Below are 17,682 nucleotides of genomic sequence, written 5' to 3'. Positions count from 1 at the left end.
GGTAGAGTTGTTCAGGTTGTTTCCTGGACTAATGACCCGACGGCCCGGGGGCCTACGCCGGGTAAGGGATTTCCGGATGGCGCTGTCTCTCGCTCTAAACGGTGCATTGGAAAACCTGAGCATGCTGGCCGGCTCGCCCTTCGCGGTGCAGATGCCCGGTGGCATCAGGCACGCCATGGGCACCGGCGATCCCGCTTTTACCCTGACGTTCCATACGCGCGCCGCCCTGGCGGCCACCGCGATGCGCGGTCATATGGGATTGCTGGAGGCGTATTTCGACCAGCAGGTCGATGTCGATAAGCTGGATGCCGCCCTGGCCGCCGCCATGTCCGGCGGCTTCGATACCCGCCCAAGGCTATTGAATATGGCCGAAAACCGGTTGCATGAAGTGCGGTATGCGAACAGCGACATCGGCCGTGCCAAGGCGAACGCGCGCTTCCATTACGGACTGGGCACGCCGTTCTACAAGCCGTGGCTGGACGAGGCCCTGATGATGTACACCTGCGGCTATTGGGACGAACATACGCGCACGCTGGAGCAGGCGCAGCGCAACAAGGTCGAACACGTGTGCCGCAAGATCCGGCTGTCGCCGGGCGACCGCTTCATCGACATCGGCTGCGGCTTTGGCGGTTTCATGTTCCATGCGGCGGAGCATCACCAGGCATCGGGCGTGGGCCTGAATACCACCACGGAGCAGGTGGACTGGCTGCGCGAGGAGATCGGCCGCCGGCAATTGGGCGGGCAGCTGGCGGTACGCGAGGCGGATTTCCGCGAGGTCGACGGGCAGTACGACAAGGTGGTGTCGATCGGTGTGCTGGAGCACGCGGGACGCGACCAGTTGCGCGATGTGGTGCGCGCGCACGCGGATTTCCTGAAGCCGGGCGGGCTGGGGATGCTGCATTTCATCGGCCATGTGGGCCGGTTCGAGACCGAGCTTTTCATTCGCAAGCACGTGTTCCCGGGCGGCTGGATCCCCAGTCTGGCCGACGTCATCGTGGAGATGGAACGGGCGGGGCTGGAGGTGGTGGATATCGAGAATCTGCGCCGGCACTATGCGCCGACGCTGGATGCCTGGGCAAGCCGCTTCGAAAGCAATTGGGACGCCATACGCGCGACGGATACCCGCCGTTTCGACGAGCGTTTCCGGCGCATCTGGATGACTTATCTGGTCGGCTGCGCCGAGATGTTCCGGCTGCCCAAGGGTTATACACATTTGTTCCAGATCGTTTTCAGCAAGGGCAACATTACGCGGGCGAACTATCCCATGTCGCGTGCGCACCTGTATGACCGTTGACGCTTATGGCCGGCGCCTCGATGCATTGCGCGCGGCGCTGCGGCGCGCGCCGGATGGCGCGGGCGCGCCGCTGGGGCTGGCCAAGCGGACCTCCAATCTGTTTCGCGATCGGGCGGAAGGCGAGAAGCGCCGCCTGGACCTGAGCGCGTTCACCCATGTGAACCGCGTCGATGCCGCCGCCGGGACGGTAGAGGTGGAGGGGCTGGCGACGTACGAGACGCTGGTGGATGCGACGTTGCCGCACGGGGTGATGCCGGCGGTGGTGCCGCAGTTGAAGACGATTACGGTGGGCGGGGCGGTGGCGGGCGTTGGGATCGAGGCGACGTCTTTCCGCCATGGGTTGGCGCACGACACGATGCTGGCGCTGGATGTGCTGCTGCCGCGCGGCGATGTCGTGACGTGTACGCCCTATAACGAGCACCGCGATCTGTTCTACGGGTTCGCCAATTCCTACGGGACGCTGGGGTATGCGCTGCGGCTGGTGATGCGGACAATACCCGTGCAGCCGTATGTGCGGGTGGAGCATGCGCGTTATGGATCGGCCGATGCGTTTTTCGATGCGTTAGCGCTGGCGTGCGATGGCGATGCCGATTTCGTCGATGGGGTGGTGTTCGGCGGCGATACGCTGGTGCTGAGTACCGGCAGGTTCGCGGCGCGCGCCGAGCGGGTGAGCGACTATACCTACGAGCATATTTACTATCGCTCGCTGTTGGAGAAGCGGGTCGATTATCTGAGTACTTACGGGTATCTCTGGCGATGGGATACGGATTGGTTCTGGTGTTCGAAGAATTTGGGCGCGCAGCATCCTTTGCTGCGGCGGCTGTATGGGCGATCGCGGTTGAATTCGCGGACGTATACGCGGTTGATGCGTTTGAATTCGCGGTTGGGGCTGACTCGCGGGCTGGCGCGATGGCGCGGGGTGCATACGGAGTCGGTGATCCAGGATGTGGATGTTCCGATCGGGGAGGTGGGGCGGTTTTTGGAGTTCCTGCTGCGCGAGATCGGGGTGCTGCCGATTTGGGTGTGTCCGATTCGGGTGCCGGGTTCGCAGGGGAGTTTTACGCTGTATCCGGTGCGGCCGGGGGAGCTTTATGTCAATTTCGGGTTTTGGGATGTGGTGGAGAGTCGTGCCGCGCATCCGGCGGGGCATTACAACCGGCTGATCGAGCGGGAGGTGTTGCGGTGTGGGGGGATTAAGTCGCTGTATTCGGATGTTTATATGACTTGGGAGGAGTTCGAGCGGGCTTATGGGATGGGGGCGTATGCGGGGTTGAAGGCGCGGTATGACCCGGGGGGGGAGATGTTGGGGCTTTATGAGAAGTGTGTGGGGAGGGGGTAGGGGGGCTCTTGCTCGTGCTGTCTGTTGATGGTTGCTGTTGGTGGGTATTTTGCTGATGCCGTCCGTTGATGGCTGCCGTCGGTCGATGTCTTGTTGATCCCGTCCGGCGGGGGTGGCGCCTGTCGGGGCCAGCCCGATCGGCCGTCCCGGCGCCCGGGCGCCGGGCACCGCGTCGCTGATCTCGTCCGGCGGGCGGTGGCGTGTCGTGTTCTTGGCGAGGGCGTCCGCGCCTCGCCTTCCTTCGATTCCGCTCGCTCGGCCTCAACGGGCTGGCCCCGACAGGCACCACCCCCGCCGGACTCCGGTTTGCCTTAATTACGGGCGCTGGCGAGAGTTGGGTTCTTGCGCTTCGTGGGTGGTGGGTGCTGCCGGTGGAAGATTTGCTGGCGCCCGCTGCATCGAGGCCGCCCTGCGCGGCCTCGATGCAGCTACGTGGTGGGTTGGGGAGCGGCGGCTTGGGGGGGCGGTGCTGCTGTTGTCGTCTGCCTCTGCCGCCGCCGCTGCCACTGCTGCCACTGCTGCCACTGCTACTGCCACTGGCCCGCCATTGCCGCCATCGTTGTCGCTGCCGCCATCGCCATCGCCACCGCCGCCGTCGTTACTTGCGGCGGCGGTGGCGTTTGTGGGATCAGGCGCGGACCTCCTGTCTTTGGAAGGCTACGTATGCCAGCGCGAAGAGCAGGATGACCGCGGCGATCAGGCCGACTGCCTCGGGCCAGATGATGCCCAGGCTTTGGCTTAGCGCGAGGGGGGTGCCCATGACCGCGCCTTCCAGCTGGTCCAGGAAGATGGGGCCCAGCGTGCGTGTCATGGGGCTGAGGACGCCGATGACCGATTCGCTGAATAGCTGCGTGGGCGATAGGCGCTGCAGGGCGTGTATCCATTGCAGGGTGTGCAGGTCGGGCTGCCCCAGCAGTTGGGATGCGAGGCTGGGCGGGGCGATGGCCTGGGCGATGGCGGGGGCGAGCATGGGCCAGAGCAGGGCCATGAATAGCCAGAGGCCCAGGGCGATGAGCGCCGATGTCGCGGCCGAGCGGAAGATGACCGATAGCAGCATCGATACGGCCAGCCAGACGCCGGCGTAGAGCAGCGCGAGCGCCAGGAAGATGAGCGAGCGGGCGATTTCCGCAGCGCTGGGGGGCACGCCGAGCAGGAGCAGGCCCAGGCCGATGACGAGGAGCCAGAGGCAGAGCAGGCAGATGGCGAGTGTGCCCAGGCCGGCGAGGAATTTGCCGAGCAGGAGCGCATCCCGGTAGATGGGCTGCGCGAGGAGGCGGCTCATGGTGCGTCTGCTGTATTCGCCGTTGATGGCGTCGAAGCCCAGGCCGATCGCGACCAGCGGGATGAGGAATCCCAGGATGGCGGCGAACGATGGCATGGGCGCGCGCGCGACGGTGAATAGCCGCAGGAAGACGAAGGGGTCTTCCGCCGTGGTGCTGCGTATTTGCGTGAAGGCGCCGTACAGCGCCGCGGCGGCGGTCAGGATGATGAGCCATTCCAGGACCCGCATGCGGGCGCTGGAAAGATGGTCGGCGAGTTCTTTCAAGGCGACGGTGCCGACTCCCGTCCACGGCGAACCTTCACGCTGTCGCATGAGCGGCCTCCCCGGATTGCATGGCTTCGTTCTGGAAGAAGCGGTTGTAGATGGTGTCCAGACTGGGCAGGTCCACGGAGAGCCGGCGCAGGTTGCCGCCGGCTTGCACGACGGCGCGGGCGGCGTCGGCGCGGACGTCGTCCTGGGCCAGGAGGCGGAAGCGATCGGGGGCGATGGCCTGTACGGCCTGGACGCCGGGTACGGAAGACAGGTGTTCCAGCAGTGCCGGTCCGTCGGCTTCGACTTCCACCGTCGCACCGGCGCCCAGTACCTGCCGCGCGAGTTCGGCCACGGTGCCCATGAGGGCGATGCGTCCGCCGCGGAATAGGGCGACGCGGTCGCAGACGCGCTGCATGTGGTCGAGCAGGTGTGAAGAGAGCAGTACGGTGACGCCGTCGGTTTTGAGCGAGCGGATCAGATCGAGGAATTCTTCGGTGGCCTGCGGGTCCAGCCCGGAGGTGGGTTCGTCGAGGATGGCGACGCGGGCCTGCTTGACGACGATTTCCGCCAGGCCCAGGCGCTGCCGCATGCCGCGCGAGTACGTGGCGACGCGCTGGTCCGCGACGTCGGACAGGCGCATGCGCGCGAGCGCGGCATCGATGCGCCTGTCGCGCTCGCCGGCCGGCAGGCCGAGCAGGCGCGCGGTATAGGCAAGGTTGTCGCGGGCCGATAGCTGGTCGTAGAAGCCGACGGCGTCGGGCAGGTAGCCCAGCTGGCGCTTGACGGCCAGGGGTTCGCGCTGGGGGTCGCGATCCATGACGCGCACCTGGCCGGCGCTGAGGTCCGTCAGGCCCAGGAGCATCAGGATGGTGGTGGTTTTGCCAGCGCCGTTGGGGCCGAGCAGGCCGAAGATTTCGCCGGCACCGACGGAGAAAGAAATGTCGTTGACCGCCACCGCGGCGCCATAGCGCTTGGTCAGCCGCGTGGCTTCGATGATTGCGCCGTTCATCGCCGTCCGAACCTCGCGACGGCGCCCACCAGGATCAACAGCGCCACGGCGATGATGACCGCGCCGATGATGCCCCACAGGCTGGATGTGGCAACGGTGACCCGGAATTCTCCGGTCGCGCTCTGGCTTCCGGCGTTGGCGTTCAGGGTGGCCATATAGTCGCCGGCCAGCGAGCGCGGCGAAGGGGTGATGTGCGCCTGGACTTCGACCTGCTGTCCGGCGGCGACGTGGGGGATGGTTTTGGGTTCGAAGTCGACACGCCATCCCGAGGGCGCCTGCGCGCTGAGTTGCACCGCATCGGCGTCGGCGCCGCCGTCATTGGCGACGATGACGGGCAGCGTGGAGGTTTTGCCGGCTTCGGCGCTGCCGCTCATCAGGCCGTCGCGGCCCGCGATGTGCAGGGCGGGCTGGCCGGTGATCTGCAGTTGCAGCGCGCTGGATGCCTGCACGCCGTCGGCCGAGGCGGTGACGCCGATGGGGTAGTCGCCCGGCTTGGCGTTGCCCGGCGGCCGCACGCTCAGCTTGACGTCCTTGGATTGGCCGGCCTTGATCGGCAGGGTGCTGATCTGCTGGCTGCCGTAGCCTTCGGTGAAGGTGGCGTCGAAGTACTGCGGTGTCTTGGCGTCGAGGGCGACGTTGAGATCCTTGCCGCTGTCGTTCTTCACCGTGAACTGGTAGTCGAAGGACGAGTGCGCGCCGCCTTTGATCGACGGCAGCGGAGTGTCGAGGGTGAGCTTGGCGGGCAGCTGTTTGGAGAGCATGACCTCGACCGGCAGTGTGACGTGCTGGCCGCTGCCGTCCGCGACGACGGTGAAGGTGTGGGGCTGGGTGCCGGCGTCGGCGGGCACCGCCAGGCGCAGTTGCAGCGAGACGGTATCGTCCGCGATCGCCATCGCCGCGCCGACCGGCTGGCCGCCGCCCAGCAGCGTGGCGGTCCAGCCCTTGGGGACATCCTGTACCTGCAGGTTCAGGCGTGCTGGCGGCAAGCCGAAGTTGCGCAGGCGCAGGTCGATCGTGGAGGTCGTGCCGGGTTGCACGGTGACGGCCGGATAGTCGGTCAGTAGGTAGAGTCCCTTGATGTCGCGCGCGTTCTGGGCGAATGCGCCGAAGGAAACCAGCAGGGCGGCCACGCAGGCCAGACGGGATAACATTTTTCGCATAATCGGTCTGGAGCAGAGAGCCCGCGCATTCCCTGCCTGCCGGATGAACGGCAATGCAAAGGACGGCGTGCGCGGGCGTGGTCGAACACGGATACCCGCGCGGGATCGCGCCTGTCCTGACTTGCTATTCGTTCGCGGACCGGCGCGTCCCGTCGCGCGATGTAAGGGGCCGTCTTCGGGGGTGGGAAGTTCCTTCCTTAAATGCTACGGAAGGCTACGTACGGGGAGCGGGCCGTGCCGGTTCAGGGAAAACCTCAGGATCGCGGGCCGGGGGTGTCACCGCGTCCATGTGCCAGGTAGTGACCGCGCGGCTATTGAGGTTAACCATTATTCCAACCGGCAGGCCAGCTTCCTAAGATGCGGGTTCCACCATCGCCGTCGATGCTTTTTTCGCGAGACTTTGTCCGCCTTCGACGCGAGCTGCATTGAGGACACGCTTTTTGGCTACGACAGCAACTTCGGCCGTGGACGCGGGGCACGCCGCGGCCGGGCGCCGCAACCGCTTTCCGTGGGCCCGGCTCCTGCACCGGACCTTTGTCGCGCTGATGTACCTGTTCATGCTGTGCCCGCTGATCGTCGTGGTGTGGCTGAGTTTCTTCAAGGACGCGATTCTCTACTTCCCTCCCTCCGGCTATACGCTGCAGTGGTATGTCAAGGCCTGGGCCAACGATGCGTTCGCCAACGGCTTCGTCTTCAGCCTGCAAGTGGCGCTGCTGGCGGGCGTGTGCGGCGTCGCGCTGGGCGTGGCCGCGGCGCTTGGCCTGATGCGCTACCGCTTCGCCGGTGCGGGGCCGGTGAATGCCATGCTGCTGTCGCCGCTGCTGGTGCCGGGCATCGTGGCGGGCATCGCCATCTATCTGTTCTATCTGCGCGCGGAAAACCTGCTGGATCGCGACATCGTCGGCACGTACGGCGGGCTGGTGATCGCCCATGTGTGCCTGACCATTCCCTGGACGGTGCGCCTGGTCACCGCCAGCATGGCGGGACTGGATCCTTCCATCGAGGAGGCGGCGCGCAACCTGGGCGCCAGCGGCCCGGTGGCCTTCCTGCGCATCACGCTGCCCATGCTGCGGCCCACGATCGTCGCCGCGGGACTGTTCAGTTTCATCGTGTCGTTCGAGAACCTGGAACTGTCGCTGTCGCTGGTGGGGCCGGGCCATACCACGCTGCCGATCGCCATCATGCAGTACCTGGAATTCAATCTCGACCCGACCATTGCCGCGGTGTCGTCCGTGCAGATCGTGCTGCTGGGGCTGCTCATGCTGGTGACCGACCGTTTCGTCAAACTCAGCCAGGTAGTGTGAACACATGGCCAAGGTGTCTTTGGAAAATCTGCACAAGCAGTTCGGCGGCTCGGTCGCGGTGGCCGACTTTTCGCTGGAAATCGCCGATGGCGAACTGGTCGCTTTCCTGGGCCCCAGCGGCTGCGGCAAGACGACCACCCTGCGCATGATCGCCGGCTTCCTGGCGCCCTCGGCGGGTACCATCCGCATCGGCGGCATGGATGTGACGGACCTGCCGGTGCACAAGCGGGATACCGGCATGGTGTTCCAGCGCTATGCCTTGTTCCCGCACATGACGGTGGCGCAGAACGTCGCTTTCGGCCTGGAGATGCACAAGATGCCCGTGGCCCAGCGCGATGGGCGCATCCGCGAGGTGCTCGATATGGTGCGCATGACGGCCTTGCGCGACCGCTATCCGCGCCAGCTGTCGGGCGGGCAACAGCAGCGGGTGGCGATCGCACGGGCCCTGGCCATTCAGCCCAAGGTGTTCCTGCTGGACGAGCCGCTGTCCAACCTGGACGCCAAGTTGCGGCTGGAAGTGCGCGAGGAGATCCGCGCGCTGCAGCAGCGGCTGGGCCTGACCACGGTTTTCGTGACGCACGACCAGGAGGAAGCGCTGGCCGTGGCCGACCGCATGGCCATCATGCATGACGGCAAGGTGCAGCAGGTGGGTGCGCCGGATACCTTGTACGACCGGCCCGCGAATCGCTTCGTGGCGGACTTCCTGGGCAAGATGAATTTCTTCCGCGGCAGCCTGGCCGAGGACGGCGTGTTCGGCAGCGAGCAGGGCGCGCGCATCCGTGTCGATGGCGGGATGTCCGGCGCCCGTCATGTGGGCGTGCGGCCCGAACGGGTGCGCCTGGCCGCGCAACCCGGCGGCGTCAACGCGCTGGCCGGCACGGTGGAATCCACGGTGTACCTGGGCGCCCAGCTCGAGGTGCGCGTCAAGCTCGAAAGCGGCGAGGCCATCGTCAGCCAGTTGTCCAACGACTTCAGCCGGTCGGCGGATGCCGATGGCGTTCCGCACGGCCGGCCGCCGCAGGCCGGCGCGCGGGTGTATGCCTGCTTCGAGCCGGCGGATTGCGTGATGTTCGCGGATTGAGGCGGCGGTCATGAGTTCATCGGCCAGCGCTACGGCGCCCGTTTCCACCGCCGCGCGGCCCGCGCGCCTGGGCGCCGGGCTGGCGTTCCCGGCATCCCTGGTGGTGCTGCTGATCATCGTCGTCCCGCTGTTGCAGCTGGTGCGCTACAGCTTCAATCACTTCGATCCCGCCGATATGATGCAGGCGGCGTTCACGCTGGAGAACTACGCGAAGTTCTTCGCCGATCCCTACTATCGCGGTGTGTTCCTGACCACGGTCGGTGTGGCCGCGCTGTGTACGGTGCTGGCGCTGGTCCTGGGCTTTCCCGTCGCCTATTTCCTGGCGCGGACGGACAGCCGCCACAAGAGCCTGTTCGTCATCCTGCTGGTGTTCCCCCTGATGGTGGGCAGCGTGGTGCGCGCGGCCGGCTGGATGGTGATACTGGGCAACGCCGGCATCGTCAATGCCGTGCTGAAGGGCCTGGGCCTGATCGACCGTTCCCTGCAACTGATGTACACACCGACGGCCGTGGTCGTCGGCACCACGGCCGTGGTCATGCCGTACCTGATCCTGACGCTGCAAAGCGTCCTGGAGGGCATGGATTTCTCGGTGGAGGAGGCGGCGCGCAACCTGGGCGCGGGCTTCTTCACGACCTTTCGCCGCGTGGTACTGCCCATCGCCGCGCCCGGCGTTGCCGCCGGCACCATGCTCGTCTTCATCCTGTGCATGAACGCCTATGCGACCCCGGTGCTGCTGGGCGGTACCGGCCTGACCATGATGGCGCCGGCCCTGTACGACCAGATCACGCGGGCATCGAACTGGCCTTTCGGATCGGCGATGGCGCTGATCCTGGTCTGCGCCACCCTGCTGATTGCCTTGCTGTCGAACTGGCTGATCCATCGCCGCTATGTGAAAACCATGGCGTCCTGACATCTTATCCTCCGCACGGAGCCCGATATGACCGCTTTTCTGTTCAAGAACGCCAACCTGCTGGATCCGGATGTCCCGGAACTGCGCGAAGGCATGCACGTGCTGGTGGAAGACGGCGCGATCAAGGAGGTCTCGGACCGGCCGATCGGCGCGCAGTCCGCGCGCGCGATCGACGTGCGCGGGCGCACGCTGATGCCGGGCCTGATCGACCTGCACGCGCATGTCATGGCGACGCAGCTGAACCTGAGCACGCAGGGCATGCTGCCGGACGCGCTGGTGATGATGCGTTCCGTGCCCATCATGGCGGCGATGCTGCGGCGGGGTTTCACGACGGTGCGCGACGCCGGCGGGGCGGGGTGGGGCCTGAAGTGCGCGGTGGAGGAAGGGACGGTGGTCGGGCCGCGGCTGTTCATTTCCGGGCGCGCCATCAGCCAGACCGGCGGGCACGGCGACCCGCGCCCGCGCTCGGACCATCTGCGCCCCATGAGCTTCTGCGGCTGCTGCTTCCGCGCCGGCGACATCGGCCTCGTGGCCGACGGTGTCGACGATGTGCGCAAGGCGGTGCGGCAGGAACTGCAGATGGGCGCGGACCAGATCAAGATCATGGCGTCGGGCGGCGTGGCGTCGCCCACGGACCCGATCGCCTCGTTCGGCTATTCGGAAGACGAGATCCGCGCCATTGTGGAAGAGGCGCGCGGCCGGCAGACCTACGTGCTGGCGCACGCATACACGGCGCAGGCCATCGGCCGCGCGGTGAAATGCGGCGTGCGCACCATCGAGCATGGCAACCTGATCGACGACGACACGGCCGCCGTGATGGCCACGCATGGCGCCTATGTGGTGCCCACCCTGGTTACCTACGAGGCGCTGGCCAACGAAGGCGCCGACTACGGCCTGCCGCCCGACAGCGTCGCCAAGATCGCCACGGTGCGCACGGCGGGCCTGCACTCGCTGGAGATCTACAGGCGGGCCGGTGTGAAGATGGGTTTCGGATCGGATCTGCTGGGGCCGTCGCAGCGGTTGCAGAGCGACGAATTCCGCCTGCGCGCGCAAGTGCTGACGCCGCATGAAGTCATCCAGAGCGCGACCAGCGTCGCCGCCGAAGTCCTGCGCATGGACAATCGCCTGGGCCGCATCGTGCCCGGGGCGATCGCCGACGTCCTGGTGGTGGACGGCAACCCGTACAAGGACGTCTCCTGCCTGCTGGGCCAGGGCGACCATATTCCGTTCGTCATGAAGGACGGGAAAATCTTCCACGACGCGATGGAGGCCTGAGCGATGGCTATCGACAATCCCTATGCCGGTGTGGACGTCGGCGAGGAATCGCGCGCGCTGAACGCGGCCAAGGGCTGGCATCCGCCGTCGGCGGCCACCGCGCGCGACCGCGGCGACGGTCCCTTCAAGCGGCTGGTGCTGCGCGGCGCGACCATTATCGACGGCACCGGTGCGCCGCCATGGGGCCCGGTCGACATCGTGGTGGAAAACGACCGCATCGCCGCCCTGGTGCCGGTGGGCACGCCGCACAAGCCGATCAACCCCGCGCGCCGCCCGCCGGCCGGCGACCACGAGGTGGATTGCCACGGCAAGTTCGTCACGCCGGGTTTCGTCGATTCGCACGCGCACATCGGTACGCCGTATCACACCATGAGCGGCGTCGCGCCGCCGGCCGACTACATCTACAAGCTGTGGCTGGCGCATGGCGTGACCACGGTGCGCGAGATGGGTTCGATGAACGGCCTGGGGTGGAACCTGGACCAGAAAGAGAAATCCGAGCGCAACGAGATTGCCGCGCCGCGCATCCTGGCGCATGTGGTTTTCCCTGCCGTGAACGACCGCGTCAAGACCATCCATACGCCGGAACAGGGGCGCGAATGGGTGCGCAAGATCAAGGCGCGCGGCGCCGACGGGATCAAGTTCTTCGGCGCGCCGCCCGCCATCATGCAGGCCGCGCTGGACGAGGCCGCCAAGGTCGGCCTGCGGTCCGGCTGCCACCACGCGCAGATGGCGGTGACCCGCGTGAACGCGCTGAAATCCGCGCAATGGGGGCTGACCAGTTCCGAACACTACTACGGCCTGCCCGAGGCGCTGTTCGAGAATCGGGTGGTGCAGGATTTCCCCACCGATTACAACTATGGCGACGAGTATTTCCGCTTCGCCCTGGCCGGCCAGACCTTCATGCAGGCCGCCCAGCCCGGCAGCGCGAAGTGGCGCGAGGTCATGGACCGCTTCCTGGAACTGGACCACACCTTCGTACCGACGTTCAATATCTATGACGCCAATCGCGACCTGATGCGCGCGCGCCGCGCCGACTGGCACGACGACTACACCTGGAACGCCATCTGGAAGTACTTCCAGCCGCAGCGCGGCGGACACGGCGCCTACTGGTACCGCTGGAGCACCACCAACGAGATCGAGTGGAAGCAGAACTACCGCCTGTGGATGCAGTTCATCAACGAGTACAAGAACCTGGGCGGCCGCGTGTGCGCGGGCAGCGATTCCGGATTCATCTTCCAGATCTACGGCTTCGGCTTCGTGCGCGAGCTGGAGCTTTTGCAGGAAGCGGGCTTCCATCCGCTGGAAGTACTGCGCGCGGCCACTTCGCTGGGCGCGGATCTGCTGGGCGTGGGCGACGATACCGGCTCGGTGGATGTCGGCAAGCGCGCGGACCTGCTGGTGCACGACCAGAATCCGCTGGAGGATTTCAAGCTGCTGTACGGCACGGGCGCCATGCGCCTGAACGACGAGACCGGCAAGGTGGAATGGAAGCGGTCGCTGCGGCATACCGTCAAGGGCGGCGTGGTGTACGACACGGAGCAGTTGCTGGCCGACGTGCGTGCCCTGGTCAAGGACAGCTGGGAAGGAGACCCCGATGGACCGCCCCACGCCCGTTGACCTGATCGTGCTGTCCGGCTTCCTGGGCAGCGGCAAGACGACGCTGCTGGTGGATTTCCTGCGGCGCGCGGATGCCGGCGACACCGGGGTGATCGTCAACGAGGTGGGCGAGATCGGCGTGGACGGCGCCATCGTGGCCGACGGCGGCGGCGGGGTGCCCATGACCCTGCTGGCCAACGGCTGCGTCTGCTGCTCGCTGCGCAGCGGCCTGGTGGATACGGTGAACGCGCTGCTGAACGCGCCGCGTCCCGACGGCAGGCCGCTCGCGCGCATCATCCTGGAAACCAGCGGTTTGTCGCGGCCCGGGCCCATCATCGCCTCGCTGGCCGATCCGGAACTGGCCTCGCATCACCTGCGGCTGTCCGTCGTGACCGCCTATGACTGCGCGCGCGGTCCGCTGGGCGACGAACAGTTCGAAGAGGCCGCCGCGCAGTTCGCGGCCGCGCAGCGCATCGTGTTGACGAAGACGGACCTGGCGGCGCGGCCGGCCGGGGGCGGCGATGGCGTCGCCGGGGCCGCGGTCGCCGGTTCGGCACGCGGCGGACCCGCGGCGGAAGAAAGCGCCGACGACCCGGCCGCGGCCCTCGCGCTGCACGCGCGGCGCGCCCGCGCCTTGAATCCGCTGGCGGAGATCGTCGCCGAAAGCGATCGCGCCGTGGCGGTCGAGCGCGCCTTCGCGCCCTTGCCGGGCGCGTCGGCCGTGGACATGGCGCTTGGCGCGCTGTCGGCTGCCGGCGCAGCCGCTCGCGCCCGCGAAGGATCGCTGCGCCATCCGCGCATCCATGTATGGCGCGGCACGGTGCGCCAGCCCATGGCATGGCCGGCGTTCGCCGCCTGGCTGGACGACCTGGCGGGACTGTGCGGCGACCGGTTGTTGCGCTTGAAGGCCTTGCTGCGCGTCACGGATTGCGCCGAACCGGTGCTGATCCAGAGCGTGGGCACCACCTTCGGCATGCCCCGCCGCATGGCTTCCCTGTCGCCGCGCGAAGATGTGCTGATCGTCATTACGCGCGACCTGGATGCCGCGGCGCTGCGCGACCTGCCGCCCGCCTCGCCCGTCGTGCTGGAGGCCTGTGCATGATGTTTTCCTGCTCCACGCGTGAAGCGTGTGCTGTTTTTCCTTCTGTCTCGTCAACCTAACTTTCCGGATTGGGGGTCGTCCTATGAACCATGAGAATCCGCGGCGCCGCCGCTTCCTGAAGACCGCCGGCGGCCTGGCGCTGGCGCCCGCGCTGCCGCTGATGCCAGGCCTGGCCCGCGCGGCCGGCAAGGAGGTCGTGGTGGGAACCTGGGGAGGCGATTACCAGAACCTGCTCCAGCAATACATATCGCCGCTGGTCGCCAAACAGGATATCGATGTGGTGTTCGATACCGGCAACGCGGTGCCGCGGCTGACCAAGCTGCGGTCCGAGCGCAATTCGCGGCGCGGCAGCATGGATGTGGCCTTGCTGGGCGAAGTCGATATGTACGATGCGTCGCGTTCCGGCGCACTGGCGCCGATCCAGGAACACCAGGCCGCGATGCCCAACCTGGCAAACGTGTACGACCAGTTCAAGACCCCGTATTCCATCCCGCACATCTTCAGCGCGATGACGCTGGTCTACAACACCGAGCACTTTTCCTCGCCGCCGGATTCCGTTCAAGTCATGCTGGATCCGAAATACAAGGGGCGGGTCGGCTTTTCGGACATCCTTTACCTATACAACGGTTTGTTCGTCGGCGCCGGGCAGAGCGGTGGCCGCTTCGAAAGCTTCGAGCCGGGCAAGAAGTTCCTGCAGGAACTGGTGAAGAACAAGCCGCGCGTGTATCCGTCCAACGAGGCGGTGGCCACGGCGTTCAAATCCGGCGAGATCTGGATGGCCTGCATGTGGAAGGCGCGCGCGCTGCAGTGGCGGGATGCCGGCCTGCCGCTGGGTTTCGTGATCCCGAAGGAAGGCACGATACCGGTGACTTTCGAAGGCGCGGTCCCCAAGAACGCGCGCAATCCCGACGCGGCGTGGGCGTATATGAACGCGTTGCTGGAGCCGGAGGGCCAGGTGCATTTCGCGCGGGCGATGGGCTACGCGCCCACCGTCCATAACGCGCCGCTGCCGCCCGACCTGCAACAGCGCGTCGGCTTTACCGACGTCGAGCTGAAGCGCGTGTATCCCTATGACCTGGACAAGCTCGTGACCGGCAAGCCGGAGTTCCTGGACTACTGGACGAAGTCGTTCAAGGGCGCGCTGTAAAGCGCGCCGTACGCCGGCAAATGGCCGCCGCATCGGCTGCGGCGGCCATGTCAGAGCGCCTGCGCATTCCCCAGGATGACGGTGCTCTGGCTGGATAGCGTGCCGCCGTTGCCGTGGGCGAGCGCGGTATTGCACGCGGGCACCTGGCGCTCGCCGCATTCGCCGCGCAGCTGGCGGACCGCTTCGATCAGCGCGAAGATGCCGTACATCCCGGGATGGCAATAGGACAGGCCGCCGCCGCTGGTATTGACGGGCAGCTCGCCGCCCGGCGCGATGCGGCCGTCTTGCACGAAGCGGCCGCCTTCGCCCTTGGGGCAGAAACCCAGGTCCTCCAGGAACAGCAGCGTCGTAATGGTGAAGGCGTCGTACAGCTGCGCCACGTCCATTTCCCGGGCGGACAGGCCGGCCATGCGGTAGGCCAGGGCACCGGATCGCGTGGCGGCGGTGGTCGTCAGGTCCGGCATGGCCGAGATCGAATAATGTCCGATCGCTTCGCCCACGCCCAGCACGTAGGCCGGCGGACGGCGCAGGTCGCGCGCACGCGCGGCGCTGGTGACGACCAGCGCACCGCCGCCGTCGGTGACGAGGCAGCAATCGCGCAAGGTCAGCGGTTCGCTGATCATGGGCGAGGCCAGTACGTCTTCGATGGCCAGGGGCTTTTTCTCCCATGCCGCCGGGTTGCGCAAGGCCCATTGCCGGGCGGCCACGGCGATTTCCGCCAGTTGCCGCCGCGTGGTGCCGTACTCGTGCATATGGCGCGAGGCGGCCAGCGCATAGGAGCTGGCCGTGTACAGCGGCCGGTAGGGGGCTTCGTGGGGATTGATATCCGGCGCCGCGACATTGGCGCGCCCCATGCTGCGCTGGGTGCTGCCGTAGGCGATGACCGCGACTTCGCACAGGCCCGCTTCGATGGCGGCCTGGGCGCGCGCGACCATGGTCATGAAGGAGGCGCCGCCCATGTTCGTGGCATCGTGATGGCGCGGCTGGATGCCCAGGTATTCGCATAGCGCCAGCGTGGGCATGCGGCTTTGCGACGTGGTGGCGAAGACGCCGTCGACGTCGCGCAGCGACAGACCGCAATCGCCCAGGGCGCGCGTCGCGGCCTGGGCCATGAGGTCGATGGGGCCGAGGCCGGGCGCGACCTTGCCCAGGTCGGATTCGGCTGCGCCCACGATGGCGACGGCACCGCGTTTCAGCGGCGAGGATGCGTCGCCGGCGATCGTCGGCGACGGTATCGCAGGCCGGCTTGCGATGGTGTTCATGCGGCCTCCAGGGCGTCGAATACGGGATAGGGATCGCCACCGTCCGGCGCGAGGCAGGCGCGCGCCTTGACCCGCATGCCGATGCGCGGCGGCCGCGCCGGATCTCCCTCGACCCGGCTCATCAGGCGAAAGCCTTCGTCCATGTCCACCAGGACTACGTTGTACGGGGCCTGATCGCGCGGGTGCACGACCGTAACGGCGTGCACCGTACCCAGTCCCGCGCTGATGCGCCATTCCAGTTCCGTGGCGCCGGTCTGCGGGGCCGCGACGCGCGGCGGGAAGACGGCGCGGCGCGCCACCGGATCGTATTGATAGGCGAGCTGGCCCGCCGATAGATGGCGACGGTAGGTCGCCAGGGGGGATTCATGCATGGAAGGCTCCGTGCTGTCGGAACGGGTCGGATCAGACGATGCGCTGCCCGCGCAGTTCGGCGATGCATTCGGCGCTGTAGCCCAGTACATCGGCGAGCACCGCGTCCGTGCTGTCGCCCAGGCGCGGCGGCGGCAGGTCGTAGCGGGGCGGCGTATCGCGCAGCCGCAGCGGGCTCGCGATGGTCGACACCATGCCATCGATGTCGGCGCCGGCGGGGCGCGGGATGTCCACGCGCAGTCCGCGATGCATGACCTGCGGATCCTGGAAGACCTGTTCGTAATCGTTGATGCGGCCGCAGGGAACGCCGTGCGCCTCCAGGCGCTGCAGCCAGTCCGCCGCCGGGCGCTCCAGCATGGCGCGCGCGAGCAGCGGGACCAGCGCGTCGCGGCCCTCGATGCGGCCGGTGACCTTGTGCCAGCGCGGATCGGCCGCCAGGTCCGGCCGTTCGATGGCCGCGCAGTAGCGCTGCCACTGGTCGTCGTTGCCCACCGCGACGACGATTTCGCCGTCGGCCACGGCGAATACCTGGTAGGGGACCAGGCTGGCGTGCGCATTGCCGTAGCGCCGGGGCGCTTTGCCGTTGACGAAATACCCGGTGATCTGGTTGCCGCCGAGGGCGACGATGCAATCGAGCAGCGCCATGTCGATGTACTGTCCCCGGCCCGAGACCTCGCGATGGTTCAGCGCCGCCAGGATGGCGATGGTGGCGTACATGCCCGTGATGACGTCGGCGATCGCGATGCCGGCCTTCTGCGGCCCGCCGCCGGGCAGGTCGTCGCGTTCCCCGGTGATGCTCATCAGCCCGCCGGTGGCCTGGAAGACGAAGTCGTAGCCCGGCTTGCTGGCGCTGGGCCCGTCCTGGCCGTAGCCGGTGATGGAGCAATACACCAGGCGCGGATTGACGGCCCGCAGGCTGTCGTAGTCCAGGCCGTAGCGCTTGAGGTCGCCGAGCTTGTAGTTCTCGATGACCACATCGCTCTTCGCCGCCAGTTCGCGTGCGATGCGCTGGCCCTGCGGCGTGGAGATATCCAGCGTGACGGACTTCTTGCCGCGGTTGGCGGCCGCGTAGTAGGTGGAGTCGCGCGTGTCCTGGCCGGCGCCGTCGCGTATCCAGGGCGGGCCCCAGGCACGCGTGTCGTCGCCGGTGCCCGGCCGCTCGACCTTGATGACGTCGGCGCCCAGGTCGGCCAGGTTCTGCGTGCACCAGGGGCCGGCCAGGATGCGCGACAGGTCCAGGACCCGGATGTGCGAGAGCGCGCCGCGCACCGGCGCCTTGTCTGCGGTTGTTGCGGTCATG

General features: G+C 67.2%; 15 protein-coding genes. 9 read left to right on the top strand and 6 right to left on the bottom strand.

Going from position 1 to position 17,682, the window contains the following annotated elements:
• Positions 1 to 76: 76 nt before the first annotated feature.
• Entirely contained in the window at positions 77 to 1,294 is a 1,218-nt protein-coding gene (locus tag ACO1P8_RS11485) for a class I SAM-dependent methyltransferase (protein WP_486296014.1), read from the top strand.
• Positions 1,284 to 2,633: an FAD-binding oxidoreductase gene (locus ACO1P8_RS11480; protein ID WP_486296013.1), complete on the top strand. Its 1,350-nt coding sequence runs from the start codon at positions 1,284 to 1,286 to the stop codon at positions 2,631 to 2,633. Before ACO1P8_RS11485 ends, ACO1P8_RS11480 begins: the two co-directional genes overlap by 11 nt.
• 628 nt (positions 2,634 to 3,261) lie before the next feature.
• Here the strand turns inward: ACO1P8_RS11480 and ACO1P8_RS11475 are convergent.
• From ACO1P8_RS11475 to ACO1P8_RS11465, 3 genes are read right to left on the bottom strand one after another with little or no spacing between them, the layout of a single operon-like run.
• A complete protein-coding gene (locus tag ACO1P8_RS11475; RefSeq protein ID WP_486296012.1) occupies positions 3,262 to 4,227 on the bottom strand; it encodes an ABC transporter permease in 966 nt (321 codons plus the stop codon).
• Positions 4,214 to 5,176: an ABC transporter ATP-binding protein gene (locus ACO1P8_RS11470; RefSeq protein WP_486296011.1), complete on the bottom strand. Its 963-nt coding sequence runs from the start codon at positions 5,174 to 5,176 to the stop codon at positions 4,214 to 4,216. Before ACO1P8_RS11470 ends, ACO1P8_RS11475 begins: the two co-directional genes overlap by 14 nt.
• Complete coding sequence (locus tag ACO1P8_RS11465; RefSeq protein ID WP_486296010.1) at positions 5,173 to 6,327, bottom strand: COG1470 family protein; 1,155 nt, start codon at positions 6,325 to 6,327, stop codon at positions 5,173 to 5,175. Before ACO1P8_RS11465 ends, ACO1P8_RS11470 begins: the two co-directional genes overlap by 4 nt.
• A 554-nt stretch (positions 6,328 to 6,881) precedes the next feature.
• Between ACO1P8_RS11465 and ACO1P8_RS11460 the strand changes: the two genes are divergently transcribed.
• From ACO1P8_RS11460 to ACO1P8_RS11430, 7 genes are all read left to right on the top strand, one after another.
• Entirely contained in the window at positions 6,882 to 7,640 is a 759-nt protein-coding gene (locus tag ACO1P8_RS11460; protein WP_486296060.1) for an ABC transporter permease, read from the top strand.
• Positions 7,641 to 7,644: 4 nt separating this feature from the next.
• Positions 7,645 to 8,721, top strand: a complete 1,077-nt coding sequence (locus tag ACO1P8_RS11455; RefSeq protein WP_486296009.1) for an ABC transporter ATP-binding protein — start codon at positions 7,645 to 7,647, stop codon at positions 8,719 to 8,721.
• A gap of 10 nt (positions 8,722 to 8,731) precedes the next feature.
• The gene (locus ACO1P8_RS11450; protein ID WP_486296008.1) at positions 8,732 to 9,631 is read left to right on the top strand and encodes an ABC transporter permease; all 900 of its coding nucleotides are present in this window, start codon (positions 8,732 to 8,734) and stop codon (positions 9,629 to 9,631) included.
• 27 nt (positions 9,632 to 9,658) lie between these two features.
• A complete protein-coding gene (locus ACO1P8_RS11445) occupies positions 9,659 to 10,906 on the top strand; it encodes a metal-dependent hydrolase family protein (RefSeq protein WP_486296007.1) in 1,248 nt (415 codons plus the stop codon).
• Between the two features lie 3 nt (positions 10,907 to 10,909).
• The gene (locus ACO1P8_RS11440; protein ID WP_486296006.1) at positions 10,910 to 12,523 is read left to right on the top strand and encodes an amidohydrolase family protein; all 1,614 of its coding nucleotides are present in this window, start codon (positions 10,910 to 10,912) and stop codon (positions 12,521 to 12,523) included.
• Complete coding sequence (locus ACO1P8_RS11435) at positions 12,501 to 13,604, top strand: GTP-binding protein (RefSeq protein WP_486296005.1); 1,104 nt, start codon at positions 12,501 to 12,503, stop codon at positions 13,602 to 13,604. The genes ACO1P8_RS11440 and ACO1P8_RS11435 overlap by 23 nt, the downstream gene beginning before the upstream one ends.
• Positions 13,605 to 13,686: 82 nt before the next feature.
• Positions 13,687 to 14,751 carry an ABC transporter substrate-binding protein gene (locus tag ACO1P8_RS11430; RefSeq protein WP_486296004.1) on the top strand — a complete coding sequence of 355 codons (1,065 nt, stop codon included), beginning with the start codon at positions 13,687 to 13,689 and terminating at the stop codon, positions 14,749 to 14,751.
• 50 nt (positions 14,752 to 14,801) lie between these two features.
• Here ACO1P8_RS11430 and ACO1P8_RS11425 read toward each other — a convergent pair whose 3' ends face one another.
• The 3 genes from ACO1P8_RS11425 to ACO1P8_RS11415 are packed head-to-tail and all read right to left on the bottom strand — an operon-like array spanning position 14,802 to position 17,681.
• Entirely contained in the window at positions 14,802 to 16,013 is a 1,212-nt protein-coding gene (locus tag ACO1P8_RS11425; protein ID WP_486296003.1) for an acetyl-CoA acetyltransferase, read from the bottom strand.
• Positions 16,010 to 16,384 carry a Zn-ribbon domain-containing OB-fold protein gene (locus tag ACO1P8_RS11420; RefSeq protein WP_486296002.1) on the bottom strand — a complete coding sequence of 125 codons (375 nt, stop codon included), beginning with the start codon at positions 16,382 to 16,384 and terminating at the stop codon, positions 16,010 to 16,012. Before ACO1P8_RS11420 ends, ACO1P8_RS11425 begins: the two co-directional genes overlap by 4 nt.
• 31 nt (positions 16,385 to 16,415) lie before the next feature.
• Positions 16,416 to 17,681, bottom strand: coding sequence for a CaiB/BaiF CoA transferase family protein (locus ACO1P8_RS11415; protein ID WP_486296001.1), 1,266 nt, complete (start codon positions 17,679 to 17,681; stop codon positions 16,416 to 16,418).
• Position 17,682: the final 1 nt, after the last annotated feature.

It is taken from the genome of Bordetella sp. (genome assembly GCF_057362025.1).
The sequence above is the reverse complement of the archived record's forward strand: the minus strand, read 5'-3'. Positions and strand labels throughout refer to the sequence as shown.

What these genes read in the sequence shown, in the direction of transcription:
- ACO1P8_RS11465 (WP_486296010.1), bottom strand. Translation starts at nt 6,327, where the DNA reads ATGTTATCCCGTCTGGCCTGCGTGGCCGCCCTGCTGGTTTCCTTCGGC.
- ACO1P8_RS11485 (WP_486296014.1), top strand. Translation starts at nt 77, where the DNA reads ATGGCGCTGTCTCTCGCTCTAAACGGTGCATTGGAAAACCTGAGCATG.
- ACO1P8_RS11480 (WP_486296013.1), top strand. Translation starts at nt 1,284, where the DNA reads ATGACCGTTGACGCTTATGGCCGGCGCCTCGATGCATTGCGCGCGGCG.
- ACO1P8_RS11450 (WP_486296008.1), top strand. Translation starts at nt 8,732, where the DNA reads ATGAGTTCATCGGCCAGCGCTACGGCGCCCGTTTCCACCGCCGCGCGG.
- ACO1P8_RS11455 (WP_486296009.1), top strand. Translation starts at nt 7,645, where the DNA reads ATGGCCAAGGTGTCTTTGGAAAATCTGCACAAGCAGTTCGGCGGCTCG.
- ACO1P8_RS11430 (WP_486296004.1), top strand. Translation starts at nt 13,687, where the DNA reads ATGAACCATGAGAATCCGCGGCGCCGCCGCTTCCTGAAGACCGCCGGC.
- ACO1P8_RS11420 (WP_486296002.1), bottom strand. Translation starts at nt 16,384, where the DNA reads ATGCATGAATCCCCCCTGGCGACCTACCGTCGCCATCTATCGGCGGGC.
- ACO1P8_RS11435 (WP_486296005.1), top strand. Translation starts at nt 12,501, where the DNA reads ATGGACCGCCCCACGCCCGTTGACCTGATCGTGCTGTCCGGCTTCCTG.
- ACO1P8_RS11415 (WP_486296001.1), bottom strand. Translation starts at nt 17,681, where the DNA reads ATGACCGCAACAACCGCAGACAAGGCGCCGGTGCGCGGCGCGCTCTCG.
- ACO1P8_RS11470 (WP_486296011.1), bottom strand. Translation starts at nt 5,176, where the DNA reads ATGAACGGCGCAATCATCGAAGCCACGCGGCTGACCAAGCGCTATGGC.
- ACO1P8_RS11425 (WP_486296003.1), bottom strand. Translation starts at nt 16,013, where the DNA reads ATGAACACCATCGCAAGCCGGCCTGCGATACCGTCGCCGACGATCGCC.
- ACO1P8_RS11445 (WP_486296007.1), top strand. Translation starts at nt 9,659, where the DNA reads ATGACCGCTTTTCTGTTCAAGAACGCCAACCTGCTGGATCCGGATGTC.
- ACO1P8_RS11460 (WP_486296060.1), top strand. Translation starts at nt 6,882, where the DNA reads ATGTACCTGTTCATGCTGTGCCCGCTGATCGTCGTGGTGTGGCTGAGT.
- ACO1P8_RS11475 (WP_486296012.1), bottom strand. Translation starts at nt 4,227, where the DNA reads ATGCGACAGCGTGAAGGTTCGCCGTGGACGGGAGTCGGCACCGTCGCC.
- ACO1P8_RS11440 (WP_486296006.1), top strand. Translation starts at nt 10,910, where the DNA reads ATGGCTATCGACAATCCCTATGCCGGTGTGGACGTCGGCGAGGAATCG.